The 17186-nt window shown below is 71.6% G+C and carries 17 protein-coding genes; 9 read left to right on the plus strand and 8 right to left on the minus strand.

All coding sequences use genetic code 11. From position 1 onward, the window contains the following. Window positions 1-18 precede the first annotated feature (18 nt). From ACGFR9_RS00420 to ACGFR9_RS00435, 4 genes are all read right to left on the minus strand, one after another. Window positions 19-129 carry a putative leader peptide gene (locus tag ACGFR9_RS00420; protein WP_393201338.1) on the minus strand — a complete coding sequence of 37 codons (111 nt, stop codon included), beginning with the start codon at window positions 127-129 and terminating at the stop codon, window positions 19-21. A gap of 174 nt (window positions 130-303) precedes the next feature. Continuing rightward, window positions 304-1140: an ABC transporter permease subunit gene (locus tag ACGFR9_RS00425; RefSeq protein ID WP_393201341.1), complete on the minus strand. Its 837-nt coding sequence runs from the start codon at window positions 1138-1140 to the stop codon at window positions 304-306. Next, window positions 1137-2699 carry an ABC transporter permease subunit gene (locus ACGFR9_RS00430; RefSeq protein WP_393201344.1) on the minus strand — a complete coding sequence of 521 codons (1563 nt, stop codon included), beginning with the start codon at window positions 2697-2699 and terminating at the stop codon, window positions 1137-1139. The genes ACGFR9_RS00425 and ACGFR9_RS00430 overlap by 4 nt, the downstream gene beginning before the upstream one ends. Further along, window positions 2696-3643 (minus strand): ATP-binding cassette domain-containing protein, encoded by a 948-nt coding sequence (locus ACGFR9_RS00435; RefSeq protein WP_393201347.1) that lies wholly within the window; start codon window positions 3641-3643, stop codon window positions 2696-2698. The genes ACGFR9_RS00430 and ACGFR9_RS00435 overlap by 4 nt, the downstream gene beginning before the upstream one ends. Window positions 3644-3767: 124 nt before the next feature. Between ACGFR9_RS00435 and ACGFR9_RS00440 the strand changes: the two genes are divergently transcribed. Further along, complete coding sequence (locus tag ACGFR9_RS00440) at window positions 3768-5021, plus strand: sensor histidine kinase (protein WP_393201350.1); 1254 nt, start codon at window positions 3768-3770, stop codon at window positions 5019-5021. Then, window positions 5018-5695: a response regulator transcription factor gene (locus tag ACGFR9_RS00445; protein WP_393201353.1), complete on the plus strand. Its 678-nt coding sequence runs from the start codon at window positions 5018-5020 to the stop codon at window positions 5693-5695. The genes ACGFR9_RS00440 and ACGFR9_RS00445 overlap by 4 nt, the downstream gene beginning before the upstream one ends. A gap of 280 nt (window positions 5696-5975) precedes the next feature. On the opposite strand, the gene ACGFR9_RS00450 is transcribed toward ACGFR9_RS00445, so the two are convergent. Together ACGFR9_RS00450 and ACGFR9_RS00455 are read right to left on the minus strand one after the other, a co-directional pair. Further along, window positions 5976-6581, minus strand: coding sequence for a dihydrofolate reductase family protein (locus ACGFR9_RS00450; RefSeq protein WP_393201355.1), 606 nt, complete (start codon window positions 6579-6581; stop codon window positions 5976-5978). Window positions 6582-6829: 248 nt separating this feature from the next. Further along, entirely contained in the window at window positions 6830-8242 is a 1413-nt protein-coding gene (locus ACGFR9_RS00455; RefSeq protein ID WP_393201358.1) for a DEAD/DEAH box helicase, read from the minus strand. Window positions 8243-8522: 280 nt separating this feature from the next. Here ACGFR9_RS00455 and ACGFR9_RS00460 point away from each other — a divergent pair, with 280 nt between their 5' ends. From ACGFR9_RS00460 to ACGFR9_RS00470, 3 genes are read left to right on the plus strand one after another with little or no spacing between them, the layout of a single operon-like run. Further along, window positions 8523-9593: a Rieske 2Fe-2S domain-containing protein gene (locus tag ACGFR9_RS00460; RefSeq protein ID WP_393201361.1), complete on the plus strand. Its 1071-nt coding sequence runs from the start codon at window positions 8523-8525 to the stop codon at window positions 9591-9593. Continuing rightward, window positions 9590-9760, plus strand: a complete 171-nt coding sequence (locus ACGFR9_RS00465) for a hypothetical protein (protein ID WP_393201364.1) — start codon at window positions 9590-9592, stop codon at window positions 9758-9760. The genes ACGFR9_RS00460 and ACGFR9_RS00465 overlap by 4 nt, the downstream gene beginning before the upstream one ends. Then, complete coding sequence (locus tag ACGFR9_RS00470; protein WP_393201367.1) at window positions 9757-10695, plus strand: PDR/VanB family oxidoreductase; 939 nt, start codon at window positions 9757-9759, stop codon at window positions 10693-10695. Before ACGFR9_RS00465 ends, ACGFR9_RS00470 begins: the two co-directional genes overlap by 4 nt. Here the strand turns inward: ACGFR9_RS00470 and ACGFR9_RS00475 are convergent. Continuing rightward, window positions 10646-11461 carry an IclR family transcriptional regulator C-terminal domain-containing protein gene (locus ACGFR9_RS00475; protein WP_393201370.1) on the minus strand — a complete coding sequence of 272 codons (816 nt, stop codon included), beginning with the start codon at window positions 11459-11461 and terminating at the stop codon, window positions 10646-10648. The genes ACGFR9_RS00470 and ACGFR9_RS00475 overlap by 50 nt on opposite strands. A 241-nt stretch (window positions 11462-11702) precedes the next feature. Between ACGFR9_RS00475 and ACGFR9_RS00480 the strand changes: the two genes are divergently transcribed. Genes ACGFR9_RS00480 through ACGFR9_RS00495 form a run of 4 tightly spaced genes read left to right on the plus strand, consistent with a single transcriptional unit; the run spans window position 11703 to window position 15044 of the window. Next, on the plus strand, window positions 11703-12674 hold the full coding sequence (locus tag ACGFR9_RS00480; RefSeq protein WP_393201373.1) for an ABC transporter substrate-binding protein: 972 nt from the start codon (window positions 11703-11705) through the stop codon (window positions 12672-12674). Beyond that, complete coding sequence (locus tag ACGFR9_RS00485; RefSeq protein ID WP_393201376.1) at window positions 12671-13444, plus strand: ABC transporter permease; 774 nt, start codon at window positions 12671-12673, stop codon at window positions 13442-13444. Before ACGFR9_RS00480 ends, ACGFR9_RS00485 begins: the two co-directional genes overlap by 4 nt. Then, window positions 13441-14220: an ABC transporter permease gene (locus ACGFR9_RS00490; protein WP_393201379.1), complete on the plus strand. Its 780-nt coding sequence runs from the start codon at window positions 13441-13443 to the stop codon at window positions 14218-14220. The genes ACGFR9_RS00485 and ACGFR9_RS00490 overlap by 4 nt, the downstream gene beginning before the upstream one ends. A gap of 20 nt (window positions 14221-14240) precedes the next feature. Then, window positions 14241-15044 carry an ABC transporter ATP-binding protein gene (locus ACGFR9_RS00495; RefSeq protein WP_393201382.1) on the plus strand — a complete coding sequence of 268 codons (804 nt, stop codon included), beginning with the start codon at window positions 14241-14243 and terminating at the stop codon, window positions 15042-15044. Here ACGFR9_RS00495 and ACGFR9_RS00500 read toward each other — a convergent pair. Further along, window positions 15010-17175 (minus strand): discoidin domain-containing protein, encoded by a 2166-nt coding sequence (locus ACGFR9_RS00500; RefSeq protein ID WP_393201385.1) that lies wholly within the window; start codon window positions 17173-17175, stop codon window positions 15010-15012. The two genes, ACGFR9_RS00495 and ACGFR9_RS00500, sit on opposite strands and share 35 nt — an antisense overlap. Window positions 17176-17186 lie beyond the last annotated feature (11 nt).

The following is a 17186-nucleotide window of genomic DNA, read 5'->3' on the forward strand; positions in this document are numbered from 1 at the left end:
GGCGGGAGGGGCGCCGGGTCAGCCCCGGGGCCTGAGGGCGCTGCAGACGCGGAGCAGATCGATGTGCCGACGGGAGGTCAGAAGAGGCGAACGGCCCGCTCGTGCGGTGGCCGGATCAGCACGCCTCATGTTTCCCTACCTATTCACTAGGATTCCCCAGCGAGTGTCGATGGGGCCGCCGCCGTCGTCAAGTCCCTGTTCTCCCGAAGCCACGGCGAAGTGACCGCGTCCACAGCCGGCCGGGTGACACGCCTGGCCGGGGAGGGGCCCGCGGCCACCGTGCTCGCGGTCGGCTCGGTTCGGCTACGCGTCGCGCCTGTGCAGCAGCAGGCTGCCGACCAGCAGCGCGGCCGCGGCCCACGTGGCGAGCACGCCCAGGCCGGCCCATGGGCCGATGGGCAACTCGTGCAGACGGACGGTGGCTTGGACCGCGAGTCCGGCGGACATGGGCGAGATCTGCTGGAGGTGGCGCTGCCACTCCGGGTCGTCTACCACCTGGGTGACGACCGGGAAGAGATAGAGCAGCCCGAGCACGATCCCGATGGCGGTCGCCGCCTCCCGTACCGCCGTCGCCACGCCGAGGCCGATCAGGGCGATGAGGACGAGGTAGAGGACCGAGCCCACGGCCGCCCGCAGGGTCGGGCCGTCGGCCAGGGAGAGCGGGGCATAGTCGTGCGCCTCGGTGAATCCGTTGCCGGGCAGGATGTGGCGGCCGGCGAGAAGGGAGGCCAGGACGGCAGCCGTCCCCGAGGCCAGGACGACCGAGGTGAGGATCGCCGCCTTGGCGGTGAGGACGGTGATCCGGTTCGGCACCGCCGTGAGCGTGGTGCGGATCATCCCGGTGCCGTACTCGCCGCTGACGGCCAGCACCGCGAGCACGGCGACGACCGCCTGCCCGACGGTGACGCCGGTCAGGGCGAGCTTGACGGCGTCCTGGCCGCACCCCGCGTCCGGGCACTTCACGGCCTTGGCCGTGCCGCAGCCGACGGCCACGGTCAGCGCGACGGCGAGCAGCAGCAACCTGCCCACTTCCCCCGCGGTGCGCAACTTCGTCCACTCCGCGCGCAGGGCGCGGCCGAAGACCCCTCGCCACGCGCCGTCAGCCGTGCTCGTGAGGCGTGCACCGCTCGGGAGACTCATACGTCCCTCCCGCGCAGCCGCACCACGGCCAGACCGAAGGCGAGCGCGGCGTATCCGCACAGCACGGCGAGACCGGCCCAGGGCGCCAGCGGGTAGTACCCGGTCGACGGCTCGTACACGCTGAGCACCTGCGCGTACTGCGGCAGGGTCTGCTGGATGGCGAAGCCCGCAGCCGGGGTCACCCGCAGCAGCCACTCCGAGACGCCCGGGGGCAGTACGCCGGAGGTGGCGAGCAGGAAGGGCAGCACGATCGACGCGATGACCAGGGCGACCGCCGTGCTGCTGCGCCGCAGCAGGGCACCGACGCCGAGAGCGAGCACGGCGGTGGCCGCGCAGAGCAGGCCGGTGCCGACCATGACGCGCGCTTCGGTCGCCGACGTGACGGGGAAGACATGGAAGCCCCTGCCGCGCGCACTGCGTTCCCCGAGGGGAACGGTGATCGCGGCGGCGGCCAGGCCGAGGGCGAGCGCGACGCCCCCGGCCACCAGCGCCTTGGCACCAAGCACCCGGCCCCGCACAGGAGTCGCCGCCATGGTCGTACGCAGCAGACCGCGCCGGTACTCGCCGGTGATGAACACCGTGCCCACGGCGATCACCACGATCAGCCCGGCGAACGTGCCCACGAGGAAGTTCTCGACGGTGAAGCCGACCCCCATGGCGGGCCCGCCGACGACCGGTGCGATGTCACCGGCGCCGGTCACGGTGAACCCGCCGCCGTCGGTCTGGGTGAATCCGCCCTTGGTGGTGTTCGTGTAGCTGCCGGAGGTGCCCGCGTCGCCGCCCACCTGTGTACCGCTCCACGCGCCCCGGGACCAGCCACCGGTGAGGCCGGGGCGGCCGAAGGCGCCGGTGGCCACGGCGGGGCTGAAGCCCGTGCCCGCCGCTGTGTCCTGTTTCGCCTCCGGTGACGTGGCGAAGAGCCCGGCCCGCACGGTGCGCGCAAGCCTCGGCAGCTTCGCGTGGCCGATCTTGGTCCAGTGGGAGCCGTCGGTGGAGGAGAGACCGGTGAGGATGTCGCCGGAGCGGACCAGGCGCAGCCAGCGCGGGGACTCCTGGGTGACCTTGCCGGAAGGGCCCGCCGTGTCGTGCGTGTAGCCGTACTGCATGCGCACGCCGTGGCCGCCGGTCGCCATGACCGCCGCGTACGGGGCTCCCTGGGTGAGGCTTTCCTTCACCATGATCCCGGCCTTCGCCCAGGGCTGGACGCCCTGGGCCGTCCTGCCGGTCCCGGTGTCGGTCACACCGGTCAGCGACCGCAGGGGAACGGTGAGGGTGCCGTCGCCGGTGAGCGTCCTGTGGACGAAGTAGAAGCTGTCGTTGACGGCCTCTCCTCCGGGTCCCTTCGGGTACGAGGCGGAGTCGGCGCCGCCACCGCCGGGGGCGGGGGCGGCCGTGCCGAGCAGGCCGACCACGATCGTCACCAAGAGCGCCCCCGCCATGGCGAGGACCCAGCCACGTACCGTACGGAACTTCGTCCACTCGGCGTGCAGCGTCCTGAGGAACCCACTCCGCTCAGCGCGCCTCGTGGCCGGGGGGCGAGGGGTGACGGTGGCGGTCATCGCGTAGCCTCCCCCGCCGGCATGCCCCGGTACTCCACCGCGTCCCGGGTGAGCTCCATGTACGCCTCCTCGAGCGTCGCCCGGTGCGTGGACACCTGGGAGAACGGCACCCCGTTCCGGGCGAGCAGGGCCACGATCTCCTCGTCGGGCAGGCCCGTGACGCGGAGGGTGTCGGGGCCGGTGGCGAGAACGGTGGCGCCCGCGCCGTGCAGGACCTGGGCGGCGCGCGGAGGCGCGGAGGTACGCAGGGTGACCCGGCCGCCGGACGCCTCGGCGAGCAGCTCGGACACGCTGGTGTCCGCGACGACCCGGCCGCGGCCGATCACCACGAGATGGTCCGCGGTGTCTTCGAGTTCGCTCATCAGGTGACTGGAGACCAGGACGGCGCGGCCCTGCCGGGCCAGCGACGACAGCAAGCCACGCATCCACACGATGCCGTCGGGGTCGAGGCCGTTGAACGGCTCGTCCAGCATGACGGCCGGCGGGTCACCGAGCAGCGCCGCCGCGATCCCCAGGCGCTGGCGCATGCCCAGCGAGAAGCCGCCGGCCTTGCGCCGGGCCGCCGTGCCCAGGCCGGCCTGCTCGATGACCTCGTCCACCCGCCGGGCCGACACGCCCTGTGAGTGGGCCAGCCACAGCAGGTGGTTACGGGCGGTGCGGCTCGGCTGCAGCGCGGAGGCGTCGAGCAGTGCCCCCAGATGCCGAAGCGGGCGACGCAGGGTGCGATACGGCACCCCGTCGACCAGGGCCTTTCCCTCCTCGGCCGCGTCAAGGCCCAGGATCACGCGCATGGTGGTGGACTTGCCCGCGCCGTTCGGGCCGACGAAGCCGGTCACCCGACCGGCCCGCACCGTGAACGTCATACCGTCCAGAGCCGGCTGTGGCCCGAAGCGTTTGCGCAGACCGATGACCTCGATCGTCGCCTTCGTACTCTCATCGCTCATGGGCCCACTCTGTGACCGAGCGAGTTACAGGGGCCGAACGGCCACTGTCATCTCGCTGTTAGGCGCCTCGGCTTAGCCTGGCCCGGTACGTGTCCTGGTGCGGTGGCGAGAGGGGAGCATGCGTATGACATGGGGTCCGCCCCGACGTTTCGCGGGCCTGACCGCCCGGCTCGGCCTGCGCCGTGGTACTGCCCGCACCCGCTTCACCGCCTTGTACGTGACTCTGTTCCTGCTGTCGGGAACGGCGCTGCTCGCCATCGCGGCCGTGGTGGCATCCGGCGGATCGCGCTCCAGCCGGACCGCCCCCGGTGGCGGTACCGGTCAGCCCGTCACGGCGGCACAGGCCCAGGGCCGCATCGACGAGTTGGAGCGACAGCTGACCCAGGCGCACGACACCCGGTCCCGGCAGATCCTGATCGGCTCCGCCATCGCTCTCGGCGTCATGGCGGTGATCTCGGTCGGCCTCGGCTGGTTCGTCGCCGACCGGGTGCTGCGCCCGCTGCGCGTGATGACAGCGGCCACCCGCCGGATCACCGCCGACAGCCTGCACGAACGCCTGGCCATCGACGGCCCCGGCGACGAGGTGAAGGACCTCGCCGACACCATCGACGACCTCCTCGGCCGCCTGGAGGGCTCCTTCGACGCCCAGCGCCTCTTCGTCGCCAACGCCTCCCACGAGCTGCGCACCCCGCTCACCACGATGCGGGCCTCCCTGGACGTGGCGCTCGCCAAGCCGGGCCCGGTACCCGCGACCACGGCCACGCTGGCCGCCCGGATACGCACCGAACTCGACCAGGTGGACCGGCTGCTGGAGGGTTTCCTCGTGCTGGCTCGCACCCAGCACGGCGAGTTCACCGACGCCGCGCGCCTCGCCCTCGGCCGGCTCGCGCTGATCGCCCTGACCGGACGGGCAGAGGACATCGCGGCCAAGGGCCTGACCGTGCGCGAAAACCGGATCGACGACTCCGCGTGGGTGTGGGGCAGCCGGACGCTGCTGCGCCGCGTGGCCGACAACGTGGTCGACAACGCGATCGCGCACAACGACCCCGGGGGCTGGATCAGTGTCGCGGTACGGGCCGAAGGAGACGACGCAGGCGCGGTGTCCCTCGTCGTCGAGTCCAGCGGGCCGGTCCTCGACCAGCGGCGGGTGACGGACCTCGCGCAGCCCTTCCGCCGCCTTGGCGCCGACCGGACCGGCACCGGCCGGGGCAGCGGCCTCGGCCTCTCCATCGTCGCGGCCATCACCCGGGCCCACCACGGCACCCTGGACCTGCGCGCCCGCCCCGACGGCGGCCTGCGCGTCACCATCACCCTCCCCCGCACGGACGGCAGGGCGACGGCGGAAGCCCCCGACGCAGAGACGGGCGTGGCGCGTTGAGAGTCCTCGTGGTCGAGGACGCCCGCCCCCTCGCCGAAGTCATCGCCGAGGGACTGCGCGACCAGGGCATGGCCATAGACGTGGCCCACGACGGGTTCGACGCCGCGGCCAAGCTGGACGTCCACGCGTACGACGTCGTCGTGCTCGACCGCGACCTGCCGGGCATCCACGGCGACACCCTCTGCCAGATGATCACCGAGCGGGACGGCCGCGTGATGGTCCTGATGCTGACCGCCGCCGACTCACCCGGCGACCGCGTCAGCGGACTCACCCTGGGCGCCGACGACTACCTCGCCAAGCCCTTCCACTTTCCCGAACTCGTCCTGCGCATCCGCGCACTGGCGCGCCGCCGCCCCGCCGCACGGTCCCGCACCCTGAGCACGGCGGGCATCGAACTCGACCCGATGCGCCGCACCGCCCACCGCGACGGCCACCGACTCGACCTCTCCGTCAAGGAATTCGCGGTACTCGAAGCCCTCCTGAACGCGAGCCCCGCCTTCCTCAGCACGGAGGACCTCCTCGAACAGGTCTGGGACGAACACGCCGACCCGTTCACCAACACCGTCACGGTGACCATCAGCCGCCTGCGCCGCAAACTCGGCGCCCCGCCGGTCATCGCCAACACACCCGGCGTGGGGTATCGGATCATCGACCCAGCCGTCCCACCCGGCTGAGCAGCCGGCCCGGCTCGCCGTGCCGCTGCTCGCCCCTCGGACAGGAAGTCGACTCCCAGACTCCCAGCTCGGCACGCTCAGCGGGCACGGCATCCCGAGGGACAGGATCCATCTTCACCATGTACGAGATGAAGCGGCTCGGCCGCGACGCCGCAGAACTCACCGTGCTCGCCCAGCACGCCACGCGCGAGGCGTACCCCGAAGCCGTCGGACAGGCCCACGCCGGCTTCGCCGTAGCTTCGGGAGAGCAGGGCCGCCAAGAGGACCGTCGCGCCTGCCGTCAGGCGGGGGTGCCGAGCGGCGGGTGCTCGAGCACGCGGGGTCTGTACTCGACCAGCTGGATGCGGCCGTCGAAGGTGCGGTGACCGGTCATCTCGAGGGCGACGTCCGGATAGCCGTCGTAGATGCGTTCCGCGCCCGTGGCCCCGGTGATCACCGGGAACATCACGACCCGGAAGCGGTCGACGAGTCCGGCCCGAAGCAGGGACCGGCTCAGGCTGAGGCTGCCGATCGTGCTGAGGAGCCCCGAACCGCCCGATTTCATGGCGCGGACCGCCTCGACGGCGTCGTCGCGGACGAGCGTGGAGTTGGCCCACGTCAGCGGATCCTCGAGCGAGGAGGAGAACACCACCTTGGACGCCTGCGTGAGCTCGTCGACGGACGCCTCTTCCTCGGGCCTGAACTCGTCCTGGCCGGCCGGGACCTCGCCTGCGGCGAAGCCCGACATCAGGCGGTAGGTGTTCGCTCCCATCAGATAGGTGACCTCGGGCTGCTCCCCCAGCCACGCGAGGTATTCCGGGCCTTCGAGCCCCCAGAATCCGGGCCATCCCTCTCCCGACGCGTAGCCGTCGAGCGAGGTGATGAAGTCGACGAGAAGCTCCGACATGACGGTGTCCTTTCGCGGGGTGTCACGAGCTTGGACCGGCCGGGAGACGCAAACTCATCGGCCGCGCCGTGGAGCGACGGGAAAGCCTCCTGATGCCGCGGGATCGCGCGCACGGCGACGGGGGTCCCCCCATGCCGGAGGGACCGCGTGCCGCGCGTTCTGCGGCCGCACCTGAACTTCGCCCGGATCACCGGGGGAAACGCGGGCCCCGCGGGGCCGGTCCCGGAGTGCCGTCCGGGAAGCCGGGCTCAGCCGCCGCGCCGCACCCGGGCCGCCGCGCGGGCCTCCGCGAGTTTGCGGGCCTCGCCGCTCTTACGGGACGGCCTGCCACCGGAGCCGCCCCGCGCGTCCTTGCTGCTGCCCAGGCCGCGGAACGGGGCGTTGTGGTTCTTGGGGCCGGGTGCGGCCTGGCCGCGGTCGAGAGGCTGTCCGGAGGGTGCCTTGGCGCCGGTGATCCGGCTCAGCTCCGCCTCGCCGGACCGCACTTTGGTGACCTTGGGAACGACGCCGGCGTCCGCCGTGACCTGGCTCGCCTCGCGGAGCTGTCCCGACAGGACGAGCGTCACGGCGGTGCCGGAGCGGCCGGCCCGGGCCGTTCGGCCCGCGCGGTGCAGATAGTCCTTGGGGTCGGTGGCCGGGTCGACATTGACCACGAGGTCGAGGTCGTCGATGTGCAGGCCGCGTGCGGCGACGTTCGTCGCGACCAGCGAGGTGACCTGCCCGCTCCTGAACTGGGCCAGGGTCCGGGTGCGCTGCGGCTGGGACTTCCCGCTGTGCAGGGCGGCGGCGGCCACGCCGCTGGCCCGCAGATGCCGCGTGAGCTGGTCGACGCCGTGCTTGGTGTCCCGGAACAGCAGGACGCGGCCGTCCCGGGCGGCGATCTCCGTCGTCACGGCGTACCGGTCGGGACCGTGCACGACGAAGACGTGGTGCTCGATCGTGGAGACCGCGCTGGACGAGGGGTCCACGGAGTGGACAGCGGGGTCGCGCAGGTAGTCCCGCACCAACTGGTCGACATCGCGGTCCAGGGTGGCGGAGAACAGCATGCGCTGCCCGTCGGGACGCACCTGGTCCAGGATCTCGGTGACCTGCGGCAGGAACCCCATGTCACACATCTGGTCGGCCTCGTCCAGGACCGTGATGCGCACCCGTCCCAGCCGGCAGCCCTTGCGGTCGATGAGGTCGTGCAGTCGGCCGGGCGTGGCGACGACGATCTCGGCGCCGTCCCGCAGCGCGGCGGCCTGTCGTCCGATGGACACACCGCCCACCACGGTCGCGAGCCGCAGCCGCAGCGCCTCGGCGTACGGGGTGAGCACCTCGCCGACCTGCTGCGCCAGCTCCCTGGTGGGCACCAGAACCAGCGCCAGCGGCTCCTTGGGCTGCGCGCGCCGCCCGGCCGTCCGGGCGAGCACCCCCAGACCGAAGGCGAGCGTCTTGCCGGATCCGGTGCGGCCCCGGCCCAGGACGTCCCGTCCCGCGAGCGCGTTGGGCAGTGCCGCCGCCTGGATGGGGAAGGGCACCGACACATCGTGCTCGGCGAGCACGCGCAGGATCTCGGCCGGCAGCCCCAGCTCCGCGAAGGACGACGCCGGAGGCAGGGCCGCGGTGACACCGGACACCTCGTCCTGCTGCTGGACGTCGACACGTGCTGATTCGCTCATAGAAGGCCTTCCTCCACAGGGACCGTACCGAGGAAGGCGCGGCGGGGACGCGGCCACCGGCCAGGGGCCCCCACCGGGCACCGACGCGGCGGCACTGCAAACGCCACACGCTAGCACGGAGTGCACGGCCCATCCGTGGCAGCGGTTGTGTGGCGTCTCCCGGCCAGCCCTCTGAACAGGCCTTTCATGGAAATCCTTCCGCGAGACGGAAGGGGTGTTGCGGGCTCGTGAAGCCCTTGCGGACGATGTCGCCACGACAGAGCGACGGGAGTCAGCGCCCATGCCGCACATCACCGCCTTCGCCAGGAACCAGTGGTACGTCGCCGCCTACAGCCACGAGGTGGGCCGGGCGCTGCTCGGCCGGACGGTGCTCGGGGAGCCGCTCGTGCTCTACCGGACCGAGGGCGACGGAACTCCGGTCGTGCTCGACGACCGTTGTGTGCACCGCCGTTACCCCCTCTCCGAGCCACCGACGCGGCTCGACGGGGACCGTGTCGTGTGCGGGTACCACGGGTTCACGTACGACACCACCGGTACGTGTGTGTACGTGCCCGGGCAGAAGCGTGTGCCGCGCACCGCGCGGGTCGCCTCCTATCCCGTCGTGGAGCAGGATTCGCTGGTGTGGGTGTGGATCGGTGACCCGTCGCTCGCGGACCCGGCGTCGATTCCGCGGGCCCGGCACCTGGACTCGCCCGGCTGGGTGACCGTGCGGGGCATGGAGCCCATCGACTGCGACCACGGGCTGCTGGTCGACAACCTCCTCGACCTGTCCCACGAGACCTATCTGCACGGCGGCTACATCGGCACGCCGGAGGTCGCCGAGACGCCGATCACCACCGAGGTCGACGAGGGCGCCGGGATCGTACGGGTGAGCCGGCACATGGACGACGCCGCGTGTCCGCCGTTCTACGCCCGGTCGACCGGGATCGAGGGGCGGATCACCCGCTGGCAGGACATCGAGTACCACGCGCCGTGCCTGTATCTGCTGCACAGCAGGATCGCCCCGGTGGGTGTGCTGCCCGAGCCGGACGGCAGCGACCCGGGCGGCTTCCACACCGAGATCACGTACGCCATCACGCCCTCCGCCGACGGCAGGGTGTACGACTTCTGGGCGGTCTCGCGGGACTGGGCCACGGACGACGCCGAGGTGAGCGGGTTCCTGCGGAGCAACAACCACACGGTCGTCATGCAGGACGTGGACGCGCTCAATCTGCTGCAGCGCTCCCTGGGCACCGAGCGCACCGGCTACCAGGAGCTGAGCATCAACATCGACACCGGTGGCCTGGCCGCCCGCCGTATCCTCGCCCGGCTGGTGGAGGAGGGCGCCAAGCCCGTGGAGGGGGTCCGATGAGCGGGCGTACCGGCGAGATCTACCGCGTGGACTGGCTCCCGGGCACCGATGTGCTGCACGGCACCTGTCACTGCGGGCGTGAGCACACCGCGCGGGACCCGGTCGAGATGTGGGAGTGGATGCTCGCCCATCCGCGGGGGCACGAACCACGGGGAGCCTGTGCATGACCTCGTACGACGACATCGAACTCGTCGTGGAGCGGCGGGAGTCGGCGGCCGAGGGTGTGCTCGTCCTCACCCTGCGGCATCCGTCGGGAGTTCGACTGCCCCGCTGGGAGCCGGGTGCGCATATCGATCTGCTGCTCGGGCCGGGGCTGGAGCGGCAGTTCTCGCTGTGCGGGGACCCGGCGGACCGGAACGGCTGGCGGATCGCCGTGCTGCGGGAGCGGGACGGGCGCGGCGGTTCGGCGTATGTGCACGAGCGGCTACGGCCGGGTGACACGGTGCGGGCGCGCGGGCCGCGCAACCACTTCCGCCTGGAGCCGGCCGGGAGGTACCGCTTCGTCGCGGGCGGCATCGGCATCACCCCGGTACTGCCGATGCTGGCCGCGGCCGAGGCGGCGGGCGCCGACTGGACACTGCTGTACGGCGGCCGCACCCGCGCCTCGATGGCGTTCACCGGAGAACTGACCCGGTACGGCGAGCGGGTCACGCTCGCCCCCGAGGACGAGACCGGGCCGCTGCACCTGGCCCCGGTGCTGGACGGTCTGACGGCGGGCACCCTCGTCTACTGCTGCGGTCCCGGGCCGCTGCTCGACGCGGTCGGCGAGCGGTGCCCGGCCGGGGCGCTGCGCACGGAGCGGTTCCAGCCGGCGGAGCAACCCACCGGCTTCGACCAGGAGTTCGAGGTCGTCCTGGCCCGCAGTGGCCGGACGCTCACCGTCCCGCCGGGCGTCTCCGTCCTGGACGCCGTGCGCGGGGCCGGTGTCGAGCTGCTCTACTCCTGCACCGAGGGCACCTGCGGCACCTGTGAGACCGACGTCCTGGAGGGCGACCCCGACCACCGCGACTCGGTGCTCACCGACGCGGAACGGGCCGCCGGGGAGACCATGCTCATCTGTGTGTCCCGCTGTCGTGGGCGGCGGCTCGTGCTGGACCTGTGATCCGCAGGTCGGCGTCGATCCGGGCGACCGTCGCCAGCAGATGGGGCAGCAGGTCCCGGCGTACGGACTCGACCGAGTTGCGGCCGGCGTGCACCGCGATGTTCACGCCGGCCACCACCTCCCCGTCGCGGTCGCGCACCGGCGCGGCGACGGACCTCAGTCCGTCCTCCAGTTCCTGGTCGACGAGGGCGTACCCCTGGCGGCGCACCCGGCGCAGTTCGGCGCGCAGGGCGTCCGCCGAGACGAGGGTGCGGGCGGTGTGCGGGCGCAGATCGGCGCGGGCGAGCCGGATGTCGATCTCGTCGTCCGGCAGCCCGGCGAGGATCACCCGGCCCACCGAGGTGAGATGGGCCGGGAAGCGGGTGCCGACCGTGATCGACGCGGTCATGATGCGGCTGGTGGGGACGCGGGCCACGTACACGACGTCGTCCCCGTCGAGCACGCACAGCGAGGACGACTCCCGTACCTGCGCCACGAGTTGCTCCAGATGCGGTTCGGCGATCTGCGGCAGGGTGAAACCGGCGAGGTAGGAGTAGCCGAGTTCCAGGACGCGCGGGGTGAGGCGGAACAGCCGCCCGTCGGTGTGGACATAGCCGAGGTCGGCCAGGGTGAGCAGGAAGCGGCGGGCCGCCGCGCGGGTCAGTTCGCAGGCGCGGGCGACCTCGCTCAGGGTCAGCGCCGGATGGTCGGCGTCGAAGGCCCGGATGACGGCAAGGCCCCGCTCGAAGGACCGGACGAAATACGGTCCGCGGACGTCAACGGTCATCGTGGCCTCCGGGAAGACGTACGAACGTACGCGGTGCGCACGCTATGAGTGCGCGATGCGACTGTCAACGATGCGTCCGCGCACGGGTGGTTGTCCACGATGCGGTCGTCGATGATTGGACGGTGTACGGGGATTGACCGTGTCTCGGCACGGGCTCTACGTTCCCGCTCAGCACGTTCGTTCTCTCTGCGCACAGCCTGTCGGAGCAATTCGGTCCGGTCCCACCGCGGGAGTCACCGTCATGCGTCGTCGTCTGCTCATCGCCCTCACGACCCTGTCCGTACTGACCGCCGCGACGGCCTGCGGCTCCTCCGGCTCCGACGGGTCGGACGGGGCCGGTTCGTCCGGCGGCACCACCAGCGTGACGGTGGGGCTGATCCCCATCGTCGATGTGGCGCCCCTGTATCTGGGCCAGAAGAAGGGGTTCTTCAGCGAGCGCGGGCTGAAGCTCGAGTTCTCCAGCGCGCAGGGCGGCGCGGCCATCGTGCCCGGCGTGGCCAGCGGCCAGTTCGAGTTCGGGTTCTCCAACATGACCTCGCTGATGATCGCCCAGTCCAACAACGTGCCGGTGAAGGCGGTGGCGAACGGCATCGCCTCGACCGGCGAGGTCGGCAAGGACTTCGAGGCGCTCACCGTCAAGGGCGACAGCCCGATCAAGTCGGCCAAGGATCTGGAGGGCAGGAAGGTCGCCATCAACACCCTGAAGAACATCAACGAGACGGCGGTGCGCGCCTCGGTGCGCCGGGCGGGCGGCGACCCCGACAAGGTGGAGCTGGTCGAGCTGGCCTTCGACCAGATGCCGGCCGCGCTCGACGGCGGGCGGATCGACGCGGCGATGGTGGTGGAACCGGCGCTGGCCACCGTCAAGAGCCAGGGCGGCCGGGAGATCGCCTCCCCCATGATCGACGTCGCGCCGAAGCTCACCGTCGCCATGTACTTCACCTCCGTCAAGTACGCGCAGGAGAACCCGGAGACGGTGAAGAGGTTCCAGGAGGCCACCGCCGAGTCCCTGGCCTACGCCGACTCCCATCCCGACGAGGTGCGCGAGATCGTCACCACGTACACGAAGATCCCGGCGGACGTGCTGGCGAAGGTGACGCTGCCGAAGTGGCCGGCCGAGCCGAACCGCGCCGCCATCGAGAAACTCGCGGAGCTGGGCGCGAAGGACGGGCTGTTCAAGCAGGCTCCGGACCTGGACGAGCTGCTGCCGTGAGGGGCGGGAACGCCGCGCTCGGTGCGGCGGGGCTCGCGGCCTCCCTCCTGCTCGCGGAGGCGGTGCCGCGGCTCGGCCTGGTCGGGGAGGACTACTTCCCGCCGGCCTCCCGGATCGCCGACGCCCTCGGCACGGAGCTCGCGGACGGCGCCTTCTGGACCGCCCTCGGCGACACCCTCACGGGCTGGGCGGCGGGCCTGGCGATCGCGGTCGTCGCCGGGATCGTGATCGGGGTGCTCCTGTCCGTGGTGCCGTATCTGCGCGAGGCGACGGCCTCCACGATCGAGTTCCTGCGCCCCATCCCGTCGGTCGCGCTGATCCCCCTCGCCGTGCTGCTCTACGGCACCGAACTGAGGTCGGTGCTGCTCCTCGTCGTGTACGCCTCCTTCTGGCAGGTGCTGATCCAGGTCCTGTACGGCGTCCAGGACGTCGACCCGGTCGCCGAGGAGACGGCACGGTCGTACGGGCTCGGCACCTGGGCCCGGGTCCGGCACGTCCTGTGGCCGACCGCGCTGCCGTATGTGATGACGGGGGTGCGGCTGGCGGCGGCGGTCGCGCTGATCCTCGCCATCACCGCCGAACTCGTCATCGGCGCCCCTGGGCTGGGAGCGCGGATCGCGGTGGCGCAGACCTCGCAGGCGGTGCCCGAGATGTACGCGCTGATCGTGGTCGCCGGTGTGCTCGGGCTGCTGATCAATGTCGGGGCCCGGTCGGTGGAACGGCGGGCGCTGGCCTGGCACCAGTCGGTGCGCGGGGAGGTGGCGGTGTGAGGCGTCTGCTGTTGCGGCTGGTGTTCGTGCTCGCGCTGCCGGTGGTGCTGGTGGTGGTGTGGTGGGTGTCCTCGGCGGACAGCGAGGACGTGTACTGGCCGCCGCTGCGCACCGTCCTGGAGACCTTCCCCGACGTGTGGACCGGTGAGCGGTGGCGCGGTGATGTGCTGCCCAGCGTGCTGCGCCTGGCGGCGGGCTACGTCCTGGCGGCGGTCGCCGGTGTCGCGCTCGGCACGCTGATCGGCTCGTACCGGCGGGTGCGCGCGGTGTGCGAGCCGGTGCTGGAGTTCCTGCGTGCGGTGCCGCCTCCGGTGCTGGTTCCGGTGATCATGCTGTTCGCCGGCATCGGCGACACCATGAAGATCGTCGTCATCGCGAGCGGCTGTGTCTGGCCGGTGCTGCTCAACACGGTCGAGGGTGTGCGGGCGGTCGACGCGGTGATGACCGAGACGGCCCGCTCCTACGGCATCACGGGTGCCGCCCGTCTGAAGGCCGTGGTACTGCCGTCGGCGAGCCCGCAGATCTTCGCGGGGCTGCGGCAGGCGCTGTCGATCGGGATCATCCTGATGGTGATCAGCGAGATGTTCGCGGCCAGCAACGGTCTCGGCTTCACCATCGTGCAGTTCCAGCGGTCGTTCGCGATCCCCGACATGTGGACCGGCATCCTGCTGCTGGGTCTGCTCGGCTTCGTGCTCTCGGTTCTCTTCCAACTGGTCGAGCGGCGGGCGCTCGGCTGGTACCACGGTCTGCGCGCGGCCGCCCGGCGGTCCCGGTGACTCTCGCGAAAGGGCGGTCGATGCTCGACGTACGCGGTCTGCGGAAGGTGTACGAGGGTACGGGGCGGCACGTCGAGGCGGTGCGCGACCTGACCTTCACGGTGGAGGCCGGTGAACTGGTGTGTCTGGTCGGTCCGTCCGGCTGTGGCAAGACGACACTGCTGAAGTGCGTGGGCGGGCTGCTCGAACCGACGGGCGGTGAGGTGTATCTGGCCGGGCGGAAGGTGGACGGTCCGCCGCCCGGGATGGCGTTCGTGTTCCAGGAGTACGGGCGCAGTCTGTTCCCGTGGATGCGGGTCGGGCAGAACGTCGAACTGCCGCTGAGACAGAAGGGCTTCGACAAGGGGAGACGCCGCGCTCTGGTGGCGGACGCTCTCGCCTCGGTGGGCCTCGCGGACGCTGCCGGAGCGTATCCGTGGCAGCTCTCGGGCGGTATGCAGCAGCGGGTGGCCATCGCGCGGGCGCTGGCGTACGAACCCGAGGTGCTGCTGATGGACGAGCCGTTCGCGGCGGTGGACGCCCAGACCCGCGCCGATCTGGAGGACCTGGTACGGCGGTTGTGGCGGGAGCGCGCAATCACGGTCCTGTTCGTCACCCACGACATCGACGAGGCCGTGTACCTGGGTGAGCGGGTGGTGGTGCTGTCGGCCTCCCCCACCGTCGTACGGGAGCAGCTGATGATCGATCTGCCCGCTGAGCGGGACCAGTTGAGCACACGCGTGGCGCCGCGCTTCGCCGAGTTGCGGACCCATGTGTACGAGCAGATCCAGGCGGCGAAGCGCGGTGCCGTCAGGACTGGGACAGATAGGCCTCCACCTCACTGAACTGGGCCGCCGGCCAGCCGGTGTTGCCGGTGACGTGCAGCCGGAGGTAGCGGAGGTCACCGCTGACCGGGATGGTCACGGTGTTGCCGGTGGCCGGGTCGAAGCGGTAGTCCTTCGAGGCGACGACCGTCGAGTACGCCGAGCCGTCGGCGCTGCCCTGCACGGAGAGGGTCTGCGTGCGGGCCCCCCAGGCCGTCTGCGGGGGGAGCTTGAGCACCAGGCGGCGCACCGGCTGCCGGGACCCGAGGTCGACCGTGAGGGCCTGCGGGAAGGCGTGGTTGGCCGATTCCCAGTAGCTGTTGGCGTCTGCGTCGACGGCCTTGCCGGGGGTGTAGACGTCCTGGGAGCCGGTGGCGGTGGCCGGGCGGCCCTGGGCGAGATTGCGGTCCGGGTCGGGGTCGGGGTTGCCCTGGCCTGGCTGGGGCCAGCTGGAACAGTCCGCCCAGGTGCTTTCCCAGCCGGAGTTGCCTCCGCCGTCGGTCACGGCGAAGCTCCCGGAGCCGGACGGGTAGGGGCAGTTGTAGACGCCGGCCGAACCGACGCCGGACGCCGTCACGTTGCGGAAGGTGGCGGCGCCCTGCGTCTCGGCCTGGACGACGACCGTGCCCGCCCTGTTCACGGTGGCGCCGTCGACGGTGATGTTCTTCGCCGCGTATCCGCGTCCGCTGCCGGAGACGAACTCGAAAGCGCTGTAAGGGCTGTCGGTGACGGTCGTGTTGGTGATCCGCACCTGCGCCTCGATGGCGCTGTCGTAGGAGTCGACGCGCAGGGCGCCCATCGGGTGGTTCCAGTTGGGGTTCATGGCGCCGGTGCGGACCAGGGTGTTGCCGTCGACCGTGATGGTGCCGGACAGCGGGTGGAAGGGGTCGAGGAACTTCTGGTTGGAGATCGCGATACCGCTGCCCAGGGCGTTGGTGTCGGAGATCAGGTTGTTCCGTACGGTGATGTCGGTACCGCCGTAGATGGCGATGCCGTTGGCGAGGTTCGGCTGCGAGATGGTGTTGTTCTCGAAGCTGCTGTTCATGTCGGGGCCGTTCAGCGACCACATGGCGAGCGCGTCGTCGCCCTGGTTGCGCAGGAAGTTGTTGCGGACCTTCACTCCGCGCGCGTTGCCGTTGAGGTTGAGGCCGTCGGCGGTCATGTCGAGGAAGCGGTTGTTCTCCACGACGAGGTTGTCGTTGGTGCCGGTCAGCCAGAGCCCCACCTTGAAGTGCTGGAGCCACATGCCGGAAACGGTGGAGTCGGGGCCGAGGGAACCGTTGACGAAGTTGTCGGGGCTGGAGTCGACGCGTTCGGTGACCTCGCCGATGACGGCGAAGTCCTTGAGGTGGACGTTCCCGGCGGAGCCGGTCTGGTCGATGAAGCGGGAGCCGCGCACGACCGAGTGCCAGCTTCCCGCGCCCCGGACGGTGACGTTCTGGACGCCGTTGAGGGAGGAGGTGAGCCGGTACTCCCCCGGTGGGATCCAGACCGTGCCGCCCTGGGCGGCGGCGATCGCGGACCGGAAGGCCTGCGTGGAGTCCCCCTGGCCGCCGGGGTCGGCCCCGTGGTCGGTGACGGAGACGGCGCCGGAGGGCTTGGCGGCCGGGTCGGCGATCTGCTCGAAGTCGGCGACGTCCACCGTGACCTGCACACCGGTTGCCTCCACGGCGACCTTGTCACCGGCCTGGACGTTCCGCCCGAGCAGCATGCGGGTGTTGTCGTAGAGGTGGTGGGTCTTGGCGCCGGCGATCCAGGGGGTGTCGACGTAGGAGTACTTGGAGGTGACGGGGAGGGTCCGGGCGAGCCGCTGGCCGTTCACGTGGACGGCGAGGCTGCCGGACTGGCCGTCGGGGACGCTGTAGGCGACGTTCACCGAGTTGGCCGCGCGGGGCACGGTGAACTCGACGCGCTGCCCGGCGGCGAGGCGTACCGCCTGGCGGCCGGAGGCCTCGGAGGCGAGGGTGCCCTGGGTGTGGTCGGGGCCGATCTTCGTGCCGGTGCCGGCGGCCGCCTCGGCCTCGACGGAGGTGAAGGGGAGGGCGGCGCCCGCCGCGGCGTGGGCAGGTGCGGGGGCGAGGGCGACGAGCATGCCGGCGGCCACCGTCACGACCGTACCGATGGCTGACATGCTCCTGATACTGGTGCTCATGTGCTGGTCCC

Source organism: Streptomyces sp. NPDC048584, from assembly GCF_043199595.1.
Lineage (GTDB): Bacteria > Actinomycetota > Actinomycetes > Streptomycetales > Streptomycetaceae > Streptomyces > Streptomyces edwardsiae.